A 20,038-nucleotide genomic window follows, 5' to 3' on the forward strand; every position below is an offset into this window, starting at 1 on the left:
GCAACCGTGAACGGCCGGTGTCCGGCAGCGCTCGGTATCCTTTCGGCATGACGCGTCGCAGGATCACCCAGGGCCCACCCATCGAACGCTTCTACTGCGTCATCCCGGCGGGTGGCATCGGGTCGCGGCTCTGGCCGCTCTCGCGCGCCGACGCGCCCAAGTTCCTGCACGACCTGACGGGATCCGGCCAGACACTCCTCCGCGACACCTGGGACCGGCTCATCCCCCTCTCCGGCGAGCAGCGCATCATGGTCGTCACCGGGCGCGCTCACCGCGCCGCCGTCGAGGAGCAGATCCCGTCGCTCGCCGACCCCAATGTGGTCCTGGAGTCGGAGCCGCGCGATTCGACCGCCGCCATCGGGCTCGCCGCGGCGATCCTTGAACGCCGCGAGCCGGGCGTGATCATCGGCTCCTTCGCTGCGGACCACGTCATCCACAACCTGCCGCTGTTCCAGTCGGCGGTGCGCGAGGCGGCGGCAGCGGCGGAAGCCGGATACATCACCACGATCGGCATCCGGCCGACCGAGCCTGCGGTCGGCTTCGGCTACATCCACTTCGGCGACCGGCTGGAGATCGCCGGTGCACCGAGCGCGCTGGCCGTCGGCGGGTTCAAGGAGAAGCCGGACCTCGAGACCGCAGAACGGTACGTCGAGGACGGCTCGTACCTCTGGAACGCGAGCATGTTCATCTCGCGCGCGGACCGCCTGCTCGAAGAGATCGGCCGCAACCGCCCCGAGCTGCTGGAGGGCCTGCTCGAACTGGCCGCGGCCTGGGACGACCCGGCGACCCGCGGACCCGCGGTCGACCGGATCTGGCCGGGACTCGAGAAGATCGCGATCGACTACACCGTCGCCGAGCCCGCGGCAGCAGCCGGCCACCTCGCCGTGATCCCCGGCTACTTCGACTGGGACGATGTGGGCGACTTCGCGTCGCTGGCGAAGCTCAACTCGGGCGGCCGGAAGTCGGACCTCGCCATCCTGGGCAAGAACGCCCGCGTGCTGTCGGATTCGTCGAGCGGCATCGTGGTCAGCCAGAGCAACCGGGTGATCAGCCTGATCGGCGTCAAGGACATCGTCGTCGTCGACACCCCCGACGCCCTCCTCGTCACCACGAGCGAGAACGCTCAGCGGGTGAAGGCGGTGGTGGACGCGCTCAAGATCACCGGGTCCACCGACGTGCTCTGACCTCAGCCGGCCGCCGGGCCGTCGTCGATGTCGGCGGCCCACAGCGCCAGGTCGTCCTCGGAGACCTGCAGGCCGGATGCGTCGAACCGCTCGCGGAGCATCATCTCCGTGGTCTCGGAGCGGGGCAGCTGCATGTCCACGCGCACCTGCTCGACGATCCCCGCGATCTTCGACTCGTCGCTCGCGTCGGTGCTCCCGTGCATGATGGGTTCGTCCTGGGTCATGGGCTGGACGGTACGCCGGGGCCCGTTCCGCGTCGAGGGCGGGCAGTTATCTCGACGTCGAGATAACCAAGGCAGGCCTAAGAGGCATGACCCCCGCTCGCGGCATAGACTGACGCTGCGCTCAGCGCATCCGTTGAAGCGATCAGCAACCAGGGAGGGTTGTCCGTGTCAGACCAAGCGGCAGGGACGCTGCAGCCGGCCAAGACCCGGCCCGGCGGCACTCTGTACCGAGGACGCGAGGGGATGTGGTCGTGGGTGCTCCACCGCATCACCGGAGTCGCCATCTTCTTCTTCCTTCTCGTCCACATCCTGGACACGTCGCTCATCCGCGTGAGCCCCGAGGCCTACAACGCGGTGATCGGCACCTACAAGAACCCGATCATGGGATTCGGCGAGATGGCGCTCGTCGCAGCGATCATCTTCCACGCCTTCAACGGCATCCGGATCATCCTCATCGACTTCTGGAGCAAAGGCGTCAAGTACCAGAAGGTCATGTTCTGGATCGTCCTCGCACTCTGGGTGATCCTGATGGCCGGTTTCGTGCCGACGCAGCTCATCCACATCTTCTCGGAGGTGAACTGACGTGACGACCATCGAGGCGCCGCGCAGCCCCGCCGCCCGCTCCAGCCGCGGCAAGAACTGGGAGAAGTGGGGCTGGATCTACATGCGGGCCTCCGGCCTCGTGCTGGTGATCCTCATCTTCGGCCACCTGCTCATCAACCTGGTGCTCGGCGACGGCGTCAAGCAGATCGACTTCGCCTTCGTCGCCGGCAAGTACGCCACCCCGTTCTGGCAGGTCTGGGACCTCCTGATGCTGTGGCTCGCGCTCATCCACGGCGGCAACGGCATGCGCACGCTGATCAACGACTACGCGTACAACCGCACGGTCAACCGCATCCTGAAGTGGGCGGTGCTCGCCGCGGTCGTGGTGCTGATCGTGCTCGGCACGCTGGTGATCTTCACGTTCGACCCGTGCCCCGCCGGAGCCGCCGCGAGCGACCTGCCGTCCTTCTGCCCGGCCCGCTGATCCCCGACAACGGAAGACCTGTGACAACAGAAGCTACTGAATCCACCGTCATCGACGGCGTCCACTACCACGAGTTCGACATCGTCATCGTCGGCGCCGGCGGTGCCGGGATGCGCGCGGCGATCGAGGCAGGGCCCCACGCCCGCACGGCCGTCATCTCGAAGCTCTACCCGACCCGTTCCCACACGGGGGCGGCGCAGGGCGGCATGGCCGCCGCGCTCGCCAACGTCGAGGAAGACAGCTGGGAGTGGCACACCTTCGACACCGTCAAGGGCGGCGACTACCTCGTCGACCAGGACGCCGCGGAGATCCTGGCGAAGGAGGCCATCGACGCGGTCATCGACCTCGAGAACATGGGCCTGCCGTTCAACCGCACCCCCGAGGGCAAGATCGACCAGCGCCGCTTCGGCGGGCACACGCGCGACCACGGCAAGGCGCCGGTCCGTCGCGCCTGCTATGCCGCCGACCGCACCGGCCACATGATCCTGCAGACGCTGTTCCAGAACTGCGTCAAGCTCGGCATCAACTTCTTCAACGAGTTCTACGTGCTCGACGTCATCATGAGCGACGTGGACGGCGTGCCGCAGCCTGCGGGCGTCGTCGCCTACGAGCTCTCTACCGGCGAGCTGCACGTCTTCCACTCGAAGGCGATCATCTTCGCCACCGGCGGCTTCGGCAAGATCTTCAAGACCACCTCCAACGCGCACACGCTGACCGGCGACGGCGTCGGCATCATCTGGCGCAAGGGCCTGCCGCTGGAGGACATGGAGTTCTTCCAGTTCCACCCGACCGGCCTGGCCGGACTGGGCATCCTCCTCACCGAGGGCGCCCGAGGCGAGGGCGCCATCCTCCGCAACGCCTCCGGCGAGCGGTTCATGGAGCGCTACGCCCCCACGATCAAGGACCTCGCGCCGCGCGACATCGTCGCCCGCTGCATGGTCCAGGAGGTCGCGGAGGGACGCGGCGCCGGCCCGCACAAGGACTATGTGCTGCTGGACTGCACGCACCTCGGCGCCGAAGTGCTCGAGACCAAGCTGCCCGACATCACGGAGTTCGCCCGCACCTACCTGGGCGTCGACCCCGTCGTCGAGCCGGTGCCGGTCATGCCGACCGCGCACTACGCGATGGGCGGCATCCCGACCAACGTCAAGGCGGAGGTGCTGCGCGACAACACCACCGTCGTCCCGGGCCTCTACGCCGCGGGCGAGTGCGCCTGCGTCTCCGTGCACGGCTCCAACCGCCTCGGCACCAACTCGCTGCTCGACATCAACGTCTTCGGCAAGCGCGCAGGCAACAACGCGGTCGAGTACGTGAAGACGGCCGAGTTCGTGCCGCTGCCGGAGGACCCGGCCGCCGCCGTGCGCGACATGATCGGCGATCTGCGCACCTCCACCGGCACCGAGCGGATCGCCGCGATCCGCAAGGAGCTGCAGGACGAGATGGACCGCAACGCACAGGTGTTCCGGACCGACGAGTCCCTCGCCAAGGTGACCGAGACCATCCACGGCCTGCGCGAGCGCTACCGCAACGTCCAGGTGCAGGACAAGGGCCGCCGCTACAACACCGACCTGCTGGAGGCCGTCGAGCTGGGCTTCCTGCTCGACCTGGCCGAGGTCGTCGTCTACTCGGCCCGGAACCGCAAGGAATCCCGCGGTGGCCACATGCGCGACGACTTCCCGAAGCGCGACGACGAGAACTACATGAAGCACACCATGGCCTACCTCACCGGCGACCCGCACTCGTCGGACGCGGCGGACCACATTTCGCTCGACTGGAAGCCGGTCGTGATCACCCGCTACCAGCCGATGGAGAGGAAGTACTGATGTCGAACGCCGTGCTCGAGACCCCGCCTGCGCCCGAGGCGCCGGTCCAGTCGTTCACCGTCACCCTGATCATCCGCCGGTTCGACCCGGACGTGGACTCGGAGCCGCGCTGGCAGGACTTCGACGTCGAGCTCTTCCCGACCGACCGCATCCTCGACGCCCTGCACAAGATCAAGTGGGAGCAGGACGGCTCGCTCACGTTCCGTCGCTCGTGCGCCCACGGCATCTGCGGCTCCGACGCCATGCGCATCAACGGCCGCAACCGGCTCGCCTGCAAGACGCTGATCAAGGACCTCGACATCACGAAGCCGATCTACGTCGAGGCGATCAAGGGCCTGCCGCTGGAGAAGGACCTCATCGTCGACATGGAGCCGTTCTTCGAGAGCTACCGCGAGGTGCAGCCGTTCCTCGTCGCGAACTCCAAGCCCGAGAAGGGCAAGGAGCGCATCCAGTCGGTCGCCGACCGTGCCCGCTTCGACGACACCACCAAGTGCATCCTGTGCGCCGCGTGCACGTCGTCGTGCCCGGTGTTCTGGACCGACGGCCAGTACTTCGGGCCGGCCGCGATCGTCAACGCGCACCGCTTCATCTTCGACTCGCGCGACGACAACGCCCAGGTGCGCCTCGACATCCTCAACGACAAGGAGGGCGTGTGGCGCTGCCGCACGACCTTCAACTGCACCGACGCCTGCCCGCGTGGCATCCAGGTGACGCAGGCGATCGCCGAGGTCAAGCAGGCCATCATGCGGGGCAAGGCCTGATCCTTGCGCTTCGACGGCGCCGCCTGATCGCTATTCTGGCGGCGTGGCCAAGAACACCCGGCGCGCGCCGGCTCAACCCGACCCTGCGCTTCAGCGCGCCGCGGGGACGGTCGAGCCGGAGGAGACGCTGAAAGAGCGGATCCTCGAGCGGGCTGAGCCGCTCAAGGAGCGGCTGGAGCGGCCGGTCGCGCGCGTCTCGCGGTGGGCGAGATGGGTCCAGGGCCTGCGTCCGTACCGGGTCTACATCAACTTCTCGCACTCCGACGGCAACCTGCGAGCTGCGGGTATGGGCTACCAGTCGCTGTTCGCGATCTTCGCGGCGCTCTGGCTCGGATTCTCGGTCGCCAGCTACTGGCTCTCCAACAACCCCGACCTGTTCGACGCGCTGGTGAAGCTGATCAACCGGACCGTGCCCGGGCTGATCTCGACGTCCACCACCCCGGGGGTGGTCGACGCCCAGCAACTGCAGGAGGCCACCGGGTTCGGGTGGGCGGGAATCGTGGCGGCCATCGCCCTGCTCTGGACCGCGATCGGCTGGCTCTACTACACGCGGCAGGCCGTGCGCGCGGTGTTCGGGCTCAGCCGCGACACCACCAACTACGTGCTGCAGAAGATCCGCGACCTCTTCCTCGCGTTCGCGTTCGGACTCGTGTTCATCATTTCGGGCGTGCTCACCATCCTGAGCACTCAGGCGCTCAGTTTCGTCCTCCAGCTGCTCGGACTCAGCGCGGATTCGTTCTGGGTCACGATGGCCACGCGCTACTCCGGTCTTCTCGTCTCCGTGCTGCTGAACATCTTCACCCTCGGTGCGATGTTCCGCGTCATGGCGCGGGTCGCGATCCCGTGGCGGAACCTGTTCTTCGGCGTGCTGCTCGGCGCCCTCGTCCTCGCCGGGCTCAGCGTGCTCGGCGGTCTGCTCCTCGGCGGCGCGACCAAGAACCCCCTGCTGGCGACCTTTGCAGTGTTCGTCGGTCTGCTGGTCTGGTTCAACCTGATGTCGCGGGTGATCCTGCTCTCGGCATCCTGGATCGCGGTCGGGATGTTCGATTCGGGCCTGTCGCCGCGGATGGTGACGCCCGAACAGCGCGCCGTCGAGCAGGCGGCCGCCGAGCACGAAGCCCGGGTGCTCGTCGCACGAGCGGAGCTGCAGGATGCGCGCAACGAACTCGCCCGCTCGCGGTTCCTCTCCCGGCTCGCGGCGCAGCGCAGAGTGGGCCGCGCCGAGAACGCGCTGAACGATCTGCTCGACGAGGGCAACGAGGTGCGCGGCTCGGGCGCTGTCGGCCGCCCCCGGTAGGCTGGAAGCATGCCGCCTCGTCCCCTGCGCATCGCCACGATCAACGCCAACGGCATCCGCGCCGCCTTCCGCAAGGGCATGGGCGCATGGCTCGACGGGCGCGATGTCGACATCCTCGCGATCCAGGAAGTCCGCGCCTCCAGCGAAGATCTCCAGGGGCTCCTCGGCGACGAATGGGACATCGTGCACGACCCTGCGACGGCCAAGGGCCGAGCCGGTGTCGCGATCGCCAGCCGGCACCGCGCGTCCATTCACCGGGTGGAGCTCGGGCCGTCCGACTTCGACAGCGCCGGCCGCTGGCTCGAGGCGGACTACGAGGTCGACGGCAGCATCGTCACGGTCGTCAGCGCCTACGTGCACTCGGGTGAAGCCGGTACCGAGAAGCAGACCGAGAAGTACCGCTTCCTCGATGCGATGGAGGCCCGCCTGCCCGAACTGCAGAAGCACAACGAGCTGGCGGTGGTGATGGGTGACCTCAATGTCGGGCACCGGACGCTCGACATCCGCAACTGGAAGGGCAACGTCAAGCGTGCCGGGTTCCTGCCGGAGGAACGCGCCTACTTCGACCGCATCCTGGGCGCGGAGGGCGACGAGCACTACAACGCCGGAGCCGGCCTCGGCTGGGTCGACGTGGTCCGCCGTCATGCCGGTGACGTCGACGGCCCGTACACCTGGTGGAGCTGGCGCGGACAGGCCTTCGACAACGACACCGGCTGGCGCATCGACTACCAGCTGGCCACCCCCGCCCTCGCGGCACGCGTGAAGGACGTCGCGGTGGACCGAGCGGCCGCCTACGACGAGCGATGGTCCGACCACACCCCCGTGGTCGTCGACTACGCGCTCTGACGGCGACTCCCTCCACCTCTCACCGACTTTCGAAAGCTGACCATGACCAGACTTCCCCGCCTCTACTCGGGCATGCAGCCCTCGGCCGACTCGCTGCACCTCGGCAACTACATCGGCGCTCTGCTGCAGTGGAAAGAACTGCAGAACACCCACGACGCCTTCTTCTCGGTCGTCGACCTGCACGCCATCACCGCGGCACAGGACCCGGCCGAGCTGCGCGAGAAGACCCGCCGCACCGCCGCTCAGTACATCGCCGCCGGTATCGACCCCTCCGCCTCCACGCTCTACGTGCAGTCGCACGTGCCGGCTCACGCTCAACTGGCCTGGGTGCTCAACACGATCACCGGTTTCGGTGAGGCGTCGCGCATGACGCAGTTCAAAGACAAGTCGGCGAAGCAAGGCTCCGACGCCGCGTCGGTCGGGCTGTTCGCGTACCCCATCCTCATGGCGGCCGACATCCTGCTCTTCGGCGCCGAGGTCGTGCCCGTCGGCGACGACCAGCGCCAGCACGTCGAGCTCACCCGCGACCTCGCGGAGCGGTTCAACAGCCGGTTCGGTCCGACGTTCGTCGTGCCGCAGGCCATGATCCTGAAGGACAGCGCCCGCATCTACGACCTCCAGAATCCGGAGTCGAAGATGTCCAAGTCGGCGGAGTCGGCGGCCGGCATCATCTGGATGCTCGACGAGCCCGACGTCACGCGCAAGAAGATCATGCGCGCCGTCACCGACACGGACGGTGTCGTCGCGTTCGACCGCGAGGGCAAGCCGGGCATCTCGAACCTGCTCACCATCTACTCCGCGCTGAGCGGCCGTTCCATCGAGTCGATCGAGCTGGAGTACGAGGGCAAGGGCTACGGCGACTTCAAGAAGGGCCTCGTGGAGGTCGTGGTGGAGGAGTTCGCACCGGTGCGCCAGCGCGCGCTCGACCTGCTTGCCGACCCGGCCGAGCTCGACCGCATCCTGGCGGTCAACGCCGGCCGGGCCAGCGAAGTCGCAGAGGGAACCCTCGAGAAGGCCTACGAGCAGGTGGGCTTCCTCCGGCGGGCGCGCTGATGCCGCAACCGGTCGTCCTGGCGGGTGAGCGGGTCACTCTGTCCGCCCCCGGGCTGGCCGACATCGACCGCATCGCGGAGGTGTGCGCCGACCCGGCCATCGCACGGTGGACGACCGTGCCGTCGCCGTACCGGCGCGAGCACGCGGCCGGCTTCGTCGAGAGCGTCGTGCCCGACGGCTGGGCGAGCGGCCGGGTGTGCACCTGGGCGCTGCGCGTGAACGGTCCGCTCGTCGGCATGGTCAGCATCGGCGACATCCATGAGCGCCAGGGCGAGATCGGCTACTGGCTGGCGCCGGAGGCTCGCGGGACGGGCGTGATGTCGGAGGCGGTGGCGCTGGTGATCGCCTACGGCTTCGCCGCGGCGCCCGACGGCCTGGCGCTCGAACGCATCGTGTGGCGTGCGCTGGCCGGCAACGCTGCGAGCGCGGCCGTCGCGCGCCGTGCCGGATTCCGCTGGGAGGGCGTCGCGCCCGAGGGCGCGGAGCAGCGCGGCGAGCGCCTGGACGAATGGCGAGCCACCCTGCACCCCGGCGACCGCCGGGCACCGTCCGGTGACTGGCCGGACGTTTCCTACGTGCAAGCGGCACTGTGACCACTCCGCGCACCGATGGGCCCCGCGCCATCCTGTTCGATCTCGACGACACCCTGTTCGCCCACCGGGCGGCGGTCGAGGCCGGCATCCTGAGCTACGCCGACGCACTCGGGGCACCCTACGGCGCGCTGGAGGCGGACGAGGTGGTGACGATCTGGCACGACCTGGAGGAGGAGCACTACCACTCGTATCTCGCAGGCGACCTCGACTTCGAGGGTCAGCGGCAGGCGCGTGCCCGGGATTTCGCGGCACGGCACGGAGTGGACCTCACTCCGGAGGCGGCGAGCGCCTGGTTCGCGGACTACTTCGAGCACTACGTCGCCGCGTGGTCGCTCCACGACGATGCGCTGCCCGCCCTCGACGCGCTCGAAATCGCGTTCCCGGGCGTGCGTTTCGGCCTCATCACGAACGGCGACCTCGCCTTCCAGCGGCGCAAGGTCGAGACGGTGGGCCTGGATGCGCGCATCGACCACCTCATCGCCTCGGGCGAGGTCGGGGCGGTCAAGCCGGATGCGGCGATCTTCCGCCTCGCCTGCGAGACCCTGGACGTCCGTCCCGAGCAGGCCGTGTACGTCGGTGACCGCCTGCGCACCGACGCGATCGGCGCCGCGCGCGCCGGCTTGACCGGCGTCTGGCTCAACCGCCGCGACGCCGTCCCCTCCCCCGACGACGAGCTGGACGCCGTCACCGCCGGCGTCCACACCATCCACTCGCTCGCGGAGCTCGCGCCGCTCCTCGCGAGATCGATGGGACGCAACACGCCGTTGTGAGCCCGGCATCACGGCGTGTCTTGACCCATGGATGTGCAGCAACGGCGAAGCGCCGCCCGGCGTGAGCCGGACGGCGCTTCGTGAGGGTGGTTCAGGCGTTGCGGACGTCGTCGTCGACCCAGTCGAAGGTCTTCGTGACGGCCTTCTTCCAGAGCCGCAGCTGACGATCGCGCTCGGCGTCGTCCATGTTCGGCGTCCAGCGGCTGTCCTCCTGCCAGTTCTTGCGCAGGTCGTCGAGGTCCGACCAGAACCCGACCGCGAGGCCGGCGGCGTAGGCCGCACCGAGCGCGGTCGTCTCCGCGACGACCGGACGCACGACGGGCACACCGAGGATGTCGGCCTGGAACTGCATGAGCGTGTTGTTGGCGATCATGCCGCCGTCGACCTTGAGCTCCTGCAGGTCCACACCGGAGTCGGCGTTGACAGCGTCCAGCACCTCGCGGGTCTGGAAGGCCGTGGCCTCCAAGACCGCGCGTGCGATGTGACCCTTGTTGACGTACCGCGTGAGGCCGACGAGCGCACCGCGTGCGTCCGCCCGCCAGTACGGCGCGAACAGGCCCGAGAACGCCGGCACGAAGTACGCGCCGCCGTTGTCGTCGACGGTCTTCGCCAGCTCCTCGATCTCCGGGGCGCTGGAGATGAGGCCCAGGTTGTCGCGCAGCCACTGCACCAGCGAACCGGTGACGGCGATCGAGCCCTCCAGAGCGTAGTGCGGCGCTTCGTCGCCGAGCTTGTAGCCCAGCGTGGTCAGCAGCCCGTTCTTGGAGTGGACGATCTCCTCACCCGTGTTGAAGATGAGGAAGTTGCCGGTGCCGTAGGTGTTCTTGGACTCGCCCGGATCGAACGCGGCCTGACCGAACGTGGCGGCCTGCTGGTCGCCGAGGATGCCCGCGACGGGAACCTCGCGGAGGAGGCTGGACGCCTCCACGTTGCCGTAGACCTCGGAGGAGCTCTTGATCTCCGGGAGCATCGACTTCGGGACGCCGAACACCTCGAGGATGTCGTCGCGCCAGGTCAGCGTCTCCAGGTCCATGAACATGGTCCGGGAGGCGTTGGTCACGTCGGTCGCGTGAACGCCGCCGTCAGGGCCGCCAGTGAGGTTCCAGAGCACCCAGGCGTCGGTGTTGCCGAACAGCAGGTCGCCCGCCTCCGCGCGCTCCCGTGCCCCCTCGACGTTCTCCAGGATCCAGGTGATCTTGGTGCCGGAGAAGTACGTGGCGAGCGGGAGGCCCACGATCTGCTTGAAGCGCTCCACTCCTCCGTCGGCCGCCAGGCGGTCGACGATCGGCTGGGTGCGGGTGTCCTGCCAGACGATCGCGTTGTAGACCGGCTCACCCGTGTTCTTGTCCCACACCACAGCGGTCTCGCGCTGGTTGGTGATGCCCACGGCCGCGATGTCGTGACGGGTCAGGTCTGCCTTGGACAGCGCCTGTCCGATGACCTCGCGGGTGTTGTTCCAGATCTCCACCGGGTTGTGCTCGACCCATCCCGCCTTCGGGAAGATCTGCTCGTGCTCCAGCTGCCCGGTCGAGACGATCGACCCGGACTTGTCGAAGATGATCGCCCGAGTGCTGGTCGTGCCCTGATCGATGGCGACGACGTAGTCGGCCATAGGTAACTCCTTTGTTTTGGGGGTGGAACGGAAAGGGGCCGGCGGGATGAATCTCCCGCCGGCCCCCGGTGTCACTTGAGGAGCGGAAGCAGTACCAGCGCGAGCCAGCCTGCAAGCAGACCGCCGATGATCGGGCCGACCACCGGAACCCACGAGTACGACCAGTCGCTGGATCCCTTGCCCTTGATCGGGAGGAAGGCGTGGGCGATGCGCGGACCGAGGTCACGTGCTGGGTTGATGGCGTATCCGGTCGGACCACCGAGGCTGGCACCGATGCCGACCACGAGCAGGGCGACCGGGAGGGCGCCGAGGGCGGCGAGGCCGGCGGCCTGGCCGGGCTGGTGACCGAAGGCGATCACGACGAACACCAGGACGAACGTGCCGATGATCTCGGTGACCAGGTTCCAGCCGTAGCTGCGGATGGCCGGGCCGGTCGAGAAGACGCCGAGCTTGTTCGCCGGGTCCGGCTCCTCATCGAAGTGCTTCTTGTACGCCAGGAAGGTCAGGACGGCGCCGATGATCGCGCCGATCAGCTGAGCCAGGATGTACAGCAGCACCGTGATGAAGTTGACCGGCACCAAGGTGTGAGCGGCCGCCGAACCGAACGTCTTGGCGCCGTTCGCCACGAGCCCGAGGGTGACCGCCGGGTTGAGGTGGGCACCCGAGTTGTAGGCCACGACCACGCCCGAGAACACCGCGATGCCCCAGCCGAAGTTGACCATCAGGAACCCGCCGTTGAAGCCCTTGTTCTTGATGAGGGCGACGTTCGCCACGACACCGGTACCGAGCAGGAGCAGCATCGCTGTGCCCACCAGCTCGGACAGGAAATCTACACCGATATTGTCCACGTTGACCTTCCAGTTGTTCAGTTGACCCGCACCCTGTTGTGCGTTCTGGTGAGGCTCTTGTCAGGGTGGGCACTAGAACGCTATTGCGGTCACGCTCACCTTGACAAGAACCGTGTCATGCACGTTCGTGCATTATCGAACAGCCGCGGCTTCGCTCCCGTCTCCCGACTTGAGCTGCACCCGGTGGGCGTCGGCGAGGTCCGCTACGAACGAATCTTCCTCCTCCGCACGGCGATTTGGCGACCATCCGAGTGCGTTTGCCGCGATTTCGCCGATCTCGTGCACGAGCGCCGGAGTAATCGCGCCCGTGAACGCCAGGCTCGTCCGACGCAGGAAGATGTCCGCGAGGTGCACGACGTGCTCGCTGCGGACGACGTGGTCCAGCTCGGCGCGGGAGTATGTCGGCGCTGCCGCGAGCGGGGCATCCTCCCCGTCCCACCCGGCGATCGCGTCGATCACGTAGCTCGCGCGGGTGCCGTACCGGTGGAGCAGCGTCGCAGCGCGCTCGGCGCCGACATCCGCTCCGTACCGGGCGATCCAGTCGCGCTCCGCCTGCGGCGTGGTGGGGAAGCCCGCCCCGCCGCCGATCGGCAGGCCGAGCGTCGGGACGGTCCGCTCCGCGTCGAGGGCCTTCAGGGTCTCGTTCGCCAGGTGCTCACTGAGCGCGCGGAACGTGGTCCACTTGCCGCCGACGAGGCTGAGCACGGTGGTGTCGCCCAGGCCCTGGACCGTGCCGGGGACGATGCGGTAGTCGCGGGAGACGAATCCCGGGGCGGTGTCGTCGTGGTGCGGCAGCGGACGAACGCCGGAGAACGTGTAGACGATCTGCTCCCGGGTGACCGGGATTCCCGGGAAAACGTGCGAGACCAGCTCGATGAAGTAGTCGATCTCGTCCTCGGTGATCACCGCGCGCTCCGACATGTCCGCATCGATGTCGGTGGTCCCGACCATCACGCGTCCCTTGAGCGGGTAGATGAGGACGATGCGACCGTCGTTGTTCTCGAAGAACATCTCGCGGCCGTCGCAGGCGGCGAGGAGCTCCGGGTTGTCCAGCACGATGTGCGAGCCCTTGGTGCCGCCCATGTACCGGGTCGCCTCGCCGAGCGCCTCGTTGGTGAGGTCGGTCCACGGTCCGGACGCGTTCACGACGACGTCCGCGGTGATCGTGAACTCCTCGCCCGTCTCGCGGTCGCGCACCAGGACGCCGCCGTCGCGTGCGCCGATCGCCTCGACGTAGTTGACCGCGCGGGCGTGCGGCCCGGCCGCCAGGCCGTCGGCGAGGACGTCGAGTGCGAGGCGCTCGGGGTCGTGCACCGAGGCGTCGAAGTACGTGGCGGTGTACTTCAGGGCGGGGTTCAGCGCCGGCAGCATCTGCAGCGACTTCTTCCGGCCGTGGAAGCTGTGGCGAGGCACGGACCCGCCGTCGCGCGAGAACGCGTCGTAGATGGTCAGTCCGGTCTTGATGAGGAACGCCCCGCGCTCCTTCGGCTTGCCCTGCTTGTGCGTGAGGAAGCGGAGCGGCGCCGCGAGGATGCCGGAGAACGTCGAGTAGATGGGGATGGTCGTCTGGAGCGGCTTGACGTAGTGCGGGGCGATTTTGAGCAGCCCGTTGCGCTCGGTCACCGACTCCTTCACCAGGCGGAACTCACCGTTCTCGAGGTAGCGGATGCCGCCGTGGATCATGTGGCTGGAGGCCGCCGACGCACCGGACACGAAGTCGTTGCGCTCGACGAGCGCGACGTCGACGCCCTGAAGCGCGAGGTCGCGGAAGGTCCCGAGCCCGTTGATGCCGCCGCCGACGACGAGCACCTGTGCTCGAGGGCGTTCGCGGAGGCGCTGGACCTCGGTGCGGGTGTTCGGCTTCGTCGTCACGGTGTTCTCCTATTGCTCTCATAAAGCGTGCTGTGCGGATATAGTCTTCGTCGCAGCACAACTCCGATCAAGCGCCGTGCACATACGTGCGCCTCGGTTTCCCGAGTAAGAAGGCCCGAATGTCCCAACCCGATACCGAGCACCTCCCCGACAAGGTCCGCGACGCCCTCAAGGCGGGCCACCTGTATTACATGCAGGACCTCACGATGGAGGCCATCGCTCACGAGATGCACACCTCGCGCTCCAGCGTCTCCCGGCTGCTCAGCTACGCACGCACGTCCGGTCTTGTGACCATCCAGATCGCCGAACCGCACGAAGGTGCGAGCCGCATCCAGCAGACGATCCACCAGCATTACGGCATCGCGGCGCACATCGTCCCGATGCCCAGCGCCATCAGCGACGTCGACCGTCTCGAGCGGGTGGCCATCTCGGCCGCGCGCATCCTCGACCGGTTCATCGACTCCAACCAGACCGTCGGCATCGCCTGGGGCTCGACGATGAGCGCATTGAGCCGCCACCTCATCCCGAAGGAGCTGCACAACGTCGAGTTCGTGCAGCTCAACGGGGCGGGCAATACCTATACGACAGGTGTGCTCTACGCGTCCGAGATCCTGCGCCGCTTCGGCGACACCTACTCGGGCACCATCCAGGAGTTCCCCGTCCCGGCGCTGTTCGACGATCCGCAGACCAAGCTGGCGATGTGGCGCGAGCGGAGCACCCGCCGCATCCTCGACATCCAGGAGCGGATGGATGTGGCCCTGTTCGGTCTCGGATCCCCCTTCTCCGAGGTGCGCTCGCACGTGTACGCCGGCGGCTACCTCGAGCAGGCCGATTACGCCTCCCTCGACGAGTCGGGCGTGGTCGGCGATGTGGCGACCGTGTTCTTCCGCGAGGACGGCAGCCACCACGGGATCCCCCTCAACCAGCGGGCCAGCGGGCCGGACATCGACCTGATCAAGCGGGTGCCGCGCCGGGTGTGCATCGTCTCGGGGCCGTCGAAGGTGCACAGCCTCCGCGGAGCACTGGCCGCCGGGCTCATCACCGACCTCATCGTCGACGAGGGAACCGCCCGCGCGCTCGCGCAGTTGATTCCGTCTTCCCAGCCCGCCGCGGCCTGACCCGCGTCGTAACCGTGGGCCGCACTCGGCCCGGGAATAGACGCCACCGGAACGCGTTGATCTAGACTCGACAACGAAATAACGTGCTCCGGGGTCGGTGAAAGTCCGAACCGGCGGTGATAGTCCGCGAGCGGGACGCCCAGGCGCCCTGCTGAGCCGGTGGAATTCCGGCACCGACGGTAATGCGTGCAGGCGAGAGCCTGCCGCTCAGTCCGGATGGGAGGAGGCACGGTGGGCGGCCCGCATGGGTCGACGCCCGCGCGACCCCGGTGACACGTCTCGACGCAAGAGACAGGATGGCAACGGGATGACGTGGGACGCCACGATGCGCACGGCACTCGAACTCGCCGCCAACGGTCCCGCCGCCGGGGTGAATCCCCGTGTCGGCTGCGTCCTGCTCGACGATGAGGGACGCGTCCTCGCCGAGGGCTGGCACCGCGGAGTGGGCACGCCGCACGCCGAGGTGGATGCGCTCAGCAAGCTGCCAGAGGGCGGCGCGCGCGGTGCCACCGCGGTCGTGACCCTCGAGCCGTGCAACCACTGGGGCCACACCGGCCCGTGCTCCGAAGCCCTGATCGAGGCCGGCGTCGCTCGCGTCGTCTACGGCACCGGCGACCCCGGACACCACTCCAGCGGTGGCGCCGAGCGCCTGCGCGAGGCGGGAGTCGAGGTCACCGGCGGCGTCCTCCGCGAGGAGATCGAGGCGTTCCTCGGTGACTGGCTCATCGCGGCACGCCTCGGCCGGCCGTACATCGTCGTCAAGTGGGCCAGCAGCCTGGACGGTCGCGCGGCCGCCGCCGATGGTTCGAGCAAGTGGATCACCGGAGCAGCCGCCCGGCAGCGGGTCCACGAGCAGCGCGAGGCTTCCGACGCGATCGTCGTGGGAACCGGCACCGTGCTCGCGGACGACCCCAGCCTCACCGCCCGCGGTGACGCGGGCGAGCTGATGGGCATCCAGCCCACGCCCGTCGTCATCGGCAACCGAGCCGTCCCGAAGGACGCCGCGGTGTTCCGGCACCCGAATCCCGTCATCTTCGAGGGCACCCACGACCTGAACGACGTGGTCGCCGACCTCCGCCAGCGCGGCTTCCGCCGCATCTACGTCGAAGGCGGCCCGACGCTCGCCAGCGCGTTCGTCGCCGCCGGCCTCGTCGACGAGTACGCGATCTACCTGGCGCCGACGCTGCTCGGCGGCCCGCGCCTCGCGCTCGGAGACGTCGGGGTCGAGACCATCGGCGAGCAGCGCAGGCTGCGCATCCTCGACGTCGAACGGCTCGGCGGCGACCTTCTCATCCGCGCCGTGCCGGTGACATCCGGCCCGGGCGTCGCATCCACCTCCACCCCCACCACTCAGGAGGACTGACCATATGTTCACCGGAATCATCGAAGAGCTGGGCGAGGTCACCGGCGTCGAGCGCACCGCCGACGCCGCTCGCCTGACCGTGCGCGGGCCGCTCGCCGTCAGCGACGCACGCCACGGCGACTCCATCTCGGTCAGCGGGGTCTGCCTCACCGTCATCGAGAAGGACGCCGAGTCCTTCACGGCCGACGTCATGGCCGAGACCCTCGCCATGAGCACGCTCGACGGCGTCCAGCCGGGCCGCCGGGTCAACCTGGAGCGAGCGGCGCAGGTGGGCGACCGCCTCGGCGGCCACATCGTGCAGGGGCACATCGACGGCACCGCGACGGTGCTCTCGATCACCGACGGCAGCGCCTGGCGCGTCGTCCGGCTGTCGCTCGACCCGGAGCACGCGCCGCTCGTCGCACGCAAGGGCTCCATCGCGATCGACGGCGTCTCCCTCACCGTGAGCGCGGTGGGCGGCGGACGGGAGGACGGCTGGTTCGAGGTGTCCCTCATCCCCGAGACGCTGGCGGCGACGACCCTGGGCGACCGCGTCGTGGGCGACCGCGTCAACATCGAGACGGACATCCTGGCCCGTCACGTGGAGCGCATGCTCGCGCTCGAACCGGCCCTGACCGAACGGAGTGCGTCATGAGTCTGGCCACCATCCCCGAGGCCCTGTCCGAGCTGCGCGCCGGCCGGCCCGTCATCGTCGTCGACAACGAGAGCCGCGAGAACGAGGGCGATGTCGTCCTCGCCGCCGAGCTGGCGAGCCAGGAGTGGATCGCCTGGACGGTGAAGAACTCCTCCGGGTTCATCTGCGCGCCGATGACCGACGAGATCGCCGACCGCCTCGAACTGCCGGTGATGGTCGCCAACAACGAGGACTCGCGCGGCACCAACTACACGGTGAGCGTGGATGCCGCCGACCGCCTCTCCACCGGCATCAGCGCCGCCGACCGCGCGCACACCCTGCGCGTGCTGGCCGACCTCGACTCCACCCCGTCCAGCCTGCACCGCCCCGGTCACATCCTTCCGCTGCGCGCGGTGGAAGGCGGAGTGCGCGAGCGCGACGGCCACACCGAGGCCGCAGTCGACCTGCTCAAGCTCGCCGGGCTGACCCCCGTCGGCGCCATCGCCGAGATCGTCGCGGACGACGGCGAGATGATGCGCCTGCCCGGCCTGATCGACCTCGGCAAGCGGGAGGGCGTCCTCGTCATCACGATCGAGGCGCTCATCGAGTACCTCCAGGAGTTCCACTGCGACCAGCCGCTGGAGACGGTGACGCCGATCCCGGAGACCTCGCGCGTCATCTTCGAGGTCGAGACGACAGTCCCCACCATCCACGGTCCGTTCCGGATGCGCGCCTACCGCGACCGCATGACCGGCGCCGACCACGTGGCCATCGTCGCCGGAACCCCGCAGCGCGAGGGCACGCTGGTTCGCGTGCACTCGGAGTGCCTCACGGGCGAGGCGTTCGGCTCGCTCAAGTGCGAGTGCGGACCCCAGCTCGACGCGGCGATGGACACCATCCAGCGCGAGGGCGGCGTCGTCGTCTACCTGCGCGGGCACGAGGGGCGCGGCATCGGCCTCATCAACAAGCTGCGCGCCTACAAGCTGCAGGAGGAGGGGATGGACACGCTCGACGCGAATCTCGCCCTCGGCCTGCCGATCGACGCCCGTGACTACGGTGCGGCCACGGCCATCCTGCAGGACCTCGGCATCGAGTCGGTGCGCCTGCTGACCAACAACCCGGAGAAGGTGCGCCAGCTCGAGGAGCGCGGCATCGAGGTCGAGGAGCGTGTGCCGCTCGTCGTCGGTGTCGGCGCCTTCAACGAGGGCTACCTGGAGACCAAGCGCGACCGCATGGGTCACGCGATCGGAGACATCGACTCGGTGTCCGGACTGCACGAGACGACCGCGGGGATCGCGGCGGAGAGGACCACACGATGAGCGGAGCGGGAGCCCCCAGTGCCGAGGAGCGGATCGACGGGACCGGTGTGAACGTCGTCATCGTCGCCGGCAGCTGGCACGAGACGATCAGCGAGGCCCTCATCGCCGGGGCGCAGCGGACCCTGGATGCAGCGGGCGCCACGCACTCGCTGGTGCGCGTTCCCGGCAGCTTCGAGCTGCCCGTGGTCAGTAAGGCGGCGCTCGACGCCGGTGCGGATGCGGTGGTCGCCCTCGGCGTGATCATCCGCGGCGGTACGCCGCACTTCGAGTACGTCTCGGCGGCGGCCACCGACGGCCTCACCCGCGTCGCGCTCGACACGGGCAAGCCGGTCGGCTTCGGCGTGCTCACGCTCGACGACGAGAAGCAGGGACTCGACCGCTCCGGCCTTCCCGGGTCGAAAGAGGACAAGGGGGCGGAGGCTGCTCACGCCGCGCTCGCGACCGCCGTGGCGCTGCGCGACCTGCGCTAGCCGCGCCAGGGCATGTACTGCAGGGTCCAGGTGTTGCCGTCCGGATCCGCGAACCAGGCGTAGAGCACCCCGCCCATGTCCTGCACCGGTGCGACATCGACGCCGCGCGCGACCATCGCGTCGCGGGCGGCCTCGATGTCGGCGACGACCAGGTGGAGGCCCCGCAGTGAGCCTGCCGGCATCGCGGTGTCCGCCAAGCCGGTCGTCATGGTGACCGAGCAGTACGACCCGGGCGGGGTGAGCTGCACGATGCGTACGCCGTCGGCCGGGCGCACGTCCACATCCACTGCGAAGCCGGCGCGGTCCCGGTAGAACTCGATCGACCGGTCGAGGTCGCTGACCGGCAGCATCACCAGTTCCAGCATCATCGCGCCGGCGGGGATCGTCGGGGTCGGGTTGTCAGTCATGATCGGGCGCCCTCCAGCAGCTCGTCGAGCTTCTCGTAGCCTTCGCGCATGCCGTACTCCATGCCGCTCGCGATCATCTGCTCGAGAGCCTCGCGCGAGGTCATCACGGAACGGCCGACGAGGCGCGACCGGCCGCCGGGCAGCGCTTCGAAACGCATGCGGTCGAGGCTGACTTCGCCCGGCGCCCCCAGGTATTCGAAGGTCTGGATGACCAGCTCGTTCTCGACGACGGTGTGGATGACGCCGCGAAACGCGTACACCGTCCCGTCGTCGTCGCGCGCCTCGTAGGCGTAGCGTCCGCCGGAGCGGAAGTCCCAGTCGGTGATGGTGTTCGCGAGCCGGCGCGGGCCGATCCACCTGGCGTACAGCTCCGGATCCGCGTGGGCGCGGAAGACCGCCTCCACGGGCGCGTCGAATTCGCGCGTGATGTCGGCGTAGGACGTGCCGGGTACGGCATCGATGATGACCGGATTGCTCATGATTCCTTCTCCCTGTTCGGGTTCTCCTGTTGCGCGGTGGCGGCCAGGAGGTCGTCGAGCTGTCGATAGCGCGACTCCGCCTCCAGCCGGTAGCGGTCGATCCACGACGTGAGCCGTTCCAGCGCCGCGGCCTCCAGATGGACGGGGCGGCGCTGAGCATCGCGGCTGCGCGTGACGAGCCCGGCCGCCTCCAGCACGCTGATGTGCTTGGACACAGCCTGCAGCGTGATGGCGAAGGGCTCGGCCAGCTCGTTGACCGTCGCCGGCCCCCGGCTCAAACGGGCGACGATCGCCCGCCGCACCGGATCCGCCAGTGCCGAGAACGCTCGGTCGAGACTTTCGTCATCGGACACGATCAA

22 protein-coding genes and 1 riboswitch are annotated in these 20,038 nt (G+C 68.7%); of the genes, 15 read left to right on the forward strand and 7 right to left on the reverse strand.

The window, feature by feature from the left end:
* Positions 1 to 47: 47 nt before the first annotated feature.
* Entirely contained in the window at positions 48 to 1,184 is a 1,137-nt protein-coding gene (locus P3F85_RS12110) for a mannose-1-phosphate guanylyltransferase (RefSeq protein ID WP_374007827.1), read from the forward strand.
* Positions 1,185 to 1,186: 2 nt separating this feature from the next.
* On the opposite strand, the gene P3F85_RS12115 is transcribed toward P3F85_RS12110, so the two are convergent.
* Entirely contained in the window at positions 1,187 to 1,408 is a 222-nt protein-coding gene (locus tag P3F85_RS12115) for a hypothetical protein (RefSeq protein ID WP_374007829.1), read from the reverse strand.
* A 243-nt stretch (positions 1,409 to 1,651) separates the two neighbouring features.
* On the opposite strand from P3F85_RS12115, the gene sdhC reads away from it, so the two are divergent.
* The 9 genes from sdhC to P3F85_RS12160 are packed head-to-tail and all read left to right on the forward strand — an operon-like array spanning position 1,652 to position 9,578.
* Positions 1,652 to 1,990 carry a succinate dehydrogenase, cytochrome b556 subunit gene (sdhC, locus tag P3F85_RS12120; RefSeq protein WP_374010924.1) on the forward strand — a complete coding sequence of 113 codons (339 nt, stop codon included), beginning with the start codon at positions 1,652 to 1,654 and terminating at the stop codon, positions 1,988 to 1,990.
* Position 1,991: 1 nt separating this feature from the next.
* Entirely contained in the window at positions 1,992 to 2,435 is a 444-nt protein-coding gene (locus P3F85_RS12125; RefSeq protein ID WP_374007831.1) for a succinate dehydrogenase hydrophobic membrane anchor subunit, read from the forward strand.
* A gap of 20 nt (positions 2,436 to 2,455) precedes the next feature.
* A complete protein-coding gene (gene sdhA / locus P3F85_RS12130; RefSeq protein ID WP_374007832.1) occupies positions 2,456 to 4,258 on the forward strand; it encodes a succinate dehydrogenase flavoprotein subunit in 1,803 nt (600 codons plus the stop codon).
* A complete protein-coding gene (locus tag P3F85_RS12135) occupies positions 4,258 to 5,019 on the forward strand; it encodes a succinate dehydrogenase iron-sulfur subunit (RefSeq protein ID WP_374007834.1) in 762 nt (253 codons plus the stop codon). The genes sdhA and P3F85_RS12135 overlap by 1 nt, the downstream gene beginning before the upstream one ends.
* Positions 5,020 to 5,062: 43 nt before the next feature.
* On the forward strand, positions 5,063 to 6,316 hold the full coding sequence (locus P3F85_RS12140; protein WP_374007836.1) for a YihY/virulence factor BrkB family protein: 1,254 nt from the start codon (positions 5,063 to 5,065) through the stop codon (positions 6,314 to 6,316).
* A gap of 9 nt (positions 6,317 to 6,325) precedes the next feature.
* The gene (locus P3F85_RS12145) at positions 6,326 to 7,162 is read left to right on the forward strand and encodes an exodeoxyribonuclease III (protein WP_374007838.1); all 837 of its coding nucleotides are present in this window, start codon (positions 6,326 to 6,328) and stop codon (positions 7,160 to 7,162) included.
* A 42-nt stretch (positions 7,163 to 7,204) separates the two neighbouring features.
* Positions 7,205 to 8,215, forward strand: coding sequence for a tryptophan--tRNA ligase (gene trpS / locus P3F85_RS12150; RefSeq protein WP_374007839.1), 1,011 nt, complete (start codon positions 7,205 to 7,207; stop codon positions 8,213 to 8,215).
* Positions 8,215 to 8,808: a GNAT family N-acetyltransferase gene (locus P3F85_RS12155; RefSeq protein ID WP_374007840.1), complete on the forward strand. Its 594-nt coding sequence runs from the start codon at positions 8,215 to 8,217 to the stop codon at positions 8,806 to 8,808. Before trpS ends, P3F85_RS12155 begins: the two co-directional genes overlap by 1 nt.
* A complete protein-coding gene (locus P3F85_RS12160; RefSeq protein ID WP_374007841.1) occupies positions 8,805 to 9,578 on the forward strand; it encodes an HAD family hydrolase in 774 nt (257 codons plus the stop codon). Before P3F85_RS12155 ends, P3F85_RS12160 begins: the two co-directional genes overlap by 4 nt.
* Before the next feature lie 91 nt (positions 9,579 to 9,669).
* Here P3F85_RS12160 and glpK read toward each other — a convergent pair whose 3' ends face one another.
* The 3 genes from glpK to P3F85_RS12175 all read right to left on the reverse strand — a co-directional run bounded on the left by glpK (position 9,670) and on the right by P3F85_RS12175 (position 13,910).
* Complete coding sequence (gene glpK, locus P3F85_RS12165; RefSeq protein WP_374007843.1) at positions 9,670 to 11,190, reverse strand: glycerol kinase GlpK; 1,521 nt, start codon at positions 11,188 to 11,190, stop codon at positions 9,670 to 9,672.
* 71 nt (positions 11,191 to 11,261) lie between these two features.
* On the reverse strand, positions 11,262 to 11,990 hold the full coding sequence (locus P3F85_RS12170; RefSeq protein ID WP_374010925.1) for an MIP/aquaporin family protein: 729 nt from the start codon (positions 11,988 to 11,990) through the stop codon (positions 11,262 to 11,264).
* A 180-nt stretch (positions 11,991 to 12,170) separates the two neighbouring features.
* Positions 12,171 to 13,910, reverse strand: coding sequence for a glycerol-3-phosphate dehydrogenase/oxidase (locus P3F85_RS12175; RefSeq protein WP_374007845.1), 1,740 nt, complete (start codon positions 13,908 to 13,910; stop codon positions 12,171 to 12,173).
* A gap of 119 nt (positions 13,911 to 14,029) precedes the next feature.
* On the opposite strand from P3F85_RS12175, the gene P3F85_RS12180 reads away from it, so the two are divergent.
* From P3F85_RS12180 to ribH, 5 genes are all read left to right on the forward strand, one after another.
* Positions 14,030 to 15,028 carry a sugar-binding transcriptional regulator gene (locus P3F85_RS12180; protein WP_374007847.1) on the forward strand — a complete coding sequence of 333 codons (999 nt, stop codon included), beginning with the start codon at positions 14,030 to 14,032 and terminating at the stop codon, positions 15,026 to 15,028.
* 80 nt (positions 15,029 to 15,108) lie between these two features.
* Positions 15,109 to 15,261, forward strand: a riboswitch (FMN riboswitch).
* A gap of 74 nt (positions 15,262 to 15,335) precedes the next feature.
* Entirely contained in the window at positions 15,336 to 16,391 is a 1,056-nt protein-coding gene (gene ribD, locus P3F85_RS12185; protein ID WP_374007849.1) for a bifunctional diaminohydroxyphosphoribosylaminopyrimidine deaminase/5-amino-6-(5-phosphoribosylamino)uracil reductase RibD, read from the forward strand.
* Between the two features lie 4 nt (positions 16,392 to 16,395).
* Positions 16,396 to 17,025, forward strand: coding sequence for a riboflavin synthase (locus P3F85_RS12190; RefSeq protein ID WP_374007851.1), 630 nt, complete (start codon positions 16,396 to 16,398; stop codon positions 17,023 to 17,025).
* Complete coding sequence (gene ribA / locus P3F85_RS12195; protein WP_374007853.1) at positions 17,022 to 18,323, forward strand: GTP cyclohydrolase II; 1,302 nt, start codon at positions 17,022 to 17,024, stop codon at positions 18,321 to 18,323. The genes P3F85_RS12190 and ribA overlap by 4 nt, the downstream gene beginning before the upstream one ends.
* Positions 18,320 to 18,793, forward strand: a complete 474-nt coding sequence (gene ribH, locus P3F85_RS12200; RefSeq protein ID WP_374007855.1) for a 6,7-dimethyl-8-ribityllumazine synthase — start codon at positions 18,320 to 18,322, stop codon at positions 18,791 to 18,793. Before ribA ends, ribH begins: the two co-directional genes overlap by 4 nt.
* Here the strand turns inward: ribH and P3F85_RS12205 are convergent.
* From P3F85_RS12205 to P3F85_RS12215, 3 genes are read right to left on the reverse strand one after another with little or no spacing between them, the layout of a single operon-like run.
* On the reverse strand, positions 18,790 to 19,200 hold the full coding sequence (locus P3F85_RS12205) for a VOC family protein (RefSeq protein ID WP_374007856.1): 411 nt from the start codon (positions 19,198 to 19,200) through the stop codon (positions 18,790 to 18,792). The two genes, ribH and P3F85_RS12205, sit on opposite strands and share 4 nt — an antisense overlap.
* Positions 19,197 to 19,679 (reverse strand): SRPBCC family protein, encoded by a 483-nt coding sequence (locus P3F85_RS12210; protein WP_374007857.1) that lies wholly within the window; start codon positions 19,677 to 19,679, stop codon positions 19,197 to 19,199. Before P3F85_RS12210 ends, P3F85_RS12205 begins: the two co-directional genes overlap by 4 nt.
* Positions 19,676 to 20,032, reverse strand: a complete 357-nt coding sequence (locus P3F85_RS12215; RefSeq protein WP_374007858.1) for an ArsR/SmtB family transcription factor — start codon at positions 20,030 to 20,032, stop codon at positions 19,676 to 19,678. The genes P3F85_RS12210 and P3F85_RS12215 overlap by 4 nt, the downstream gene beginning before the upstream one ends.
* Positions 20,033 to 20,038: the final 6 nt, after the last annotated feature.

This window comes from Leifsonia sp. T36S-04, from assembly GCF_042465655.1.
Classification (GTDB): Bacteria; Actinomycetota; Actinomycetes; order Actinomycetales; family Microbacteriaceae; genus Leifsonia.

Bases quoted from the DNA above. Each gene is read 5' to 3' on its own strand.
- P3F85_RS12145 (WP_374007838.1), top strand. From the start codon at position 6,326: ATGCCGCCTCGTCCCCTGCGCATCGCCACGATCAACGCCAACGGCATC.
- glpK (WP_374007843.1), bottom strand. From the start codon at position 11,190: ATGGCCGACTACGTCGTCGCCATCGATCAGGGCACGACCAGCACTCGG.
- P3F85_RS12210 (WP_374007857.1), bottom strand. From the start codon at position 19,679: ATGAGCAATCCGGTCATCATCGATGCCGTACCCGGCACGTCCTACGCC.
- ribD (WP_374007849.1), top strand. From the start codon at position 15,336: ATGACGTGGGACGCCACGATGCGCACGGCACTCGAACTCGCCGCCAAC.
- ribH (WP_374007855.1), top strand. From the start codon at position 18,320: ATGAGCGGAGCGGGAGCCCCCAGTGCCGAGGAGCGGATCGACGGGACC.
- P3F85_RS12135 (WP_374007834.1), top strand. From the start codon at position 4,258: ATGTCGAACGCCGTGCTCGAGACCCCGCCTGCGCCCGAGGCGCCGGTC.
- P3F85_RS12155 (WP_374007840.1), top strand. From the start codon at position 8,215: ATGCCGCAACCGGTCGTCCTGGCGGGTGAGCGGGTCACTCTGTCCGCC.
- P3F85_RS12115 (WP_374007829.1), bottom strand. From the start codon at position 1,408: ATGACCCAGGACGAACCCATCATGCACGGGAGCACCGACGCGAGCGAC.
- P3F85_RS12110 (WP_374007827.1), top strand. From the start codon at position 48: ATGACGCGTCGCAGGATCACCCAGGGCCCACCCATCGAACGCTTCTAC.
- ribA (WP_374007853.1), top strand. From the start codon at position 17,022: ATGAGTCTGGCCACCATCCCCGAGGCCCTGTCCGAGCTGCGCGCCGGC.
- P3F85_RS12170 (WP_374010925.1), bottom strand. From the start codon at position 11,990: ATGCTGCTCCTGCTCGGTACCGGTGTCGTGGCGAACGTCGCCCTCATC.
- P3F85_RS12180 (WP_374007847.1), top strand. From the start codon at position 14,030: ATGTCCCAACCCGATACCGAGCACCTCCCCGACAAGGTCCGCGACGCC.
- trpS (WP_374007839.1), top strand. From the start codon at position 7,205: ATGACCAGACTTCCCCGCCTCTACTCGGGCATGCAGCCCTCGGCCGAC.
- P3F85_RS12190 (WP_374007851.1), top strand. From the start codon at position 16,396: ATGTTCACCGGAATCATCGAAGAGCTGGGCGAGGTCACCGGCGTCGAG.
- P3F85_RS12205 (WP_374007856.1), bottom strand. From the start codon at position 19,200: ATGACTGACAACCCGACCCCGACGATCCCCGCCGGCGCGATGATGCTG.
- sdhC (WP_374010924.1), top strand. From the start codon at position 1,652: ATGTGGTCGTGGGTGCTCCACCGCATCACCGGAGTCGCCATCTTCTTC.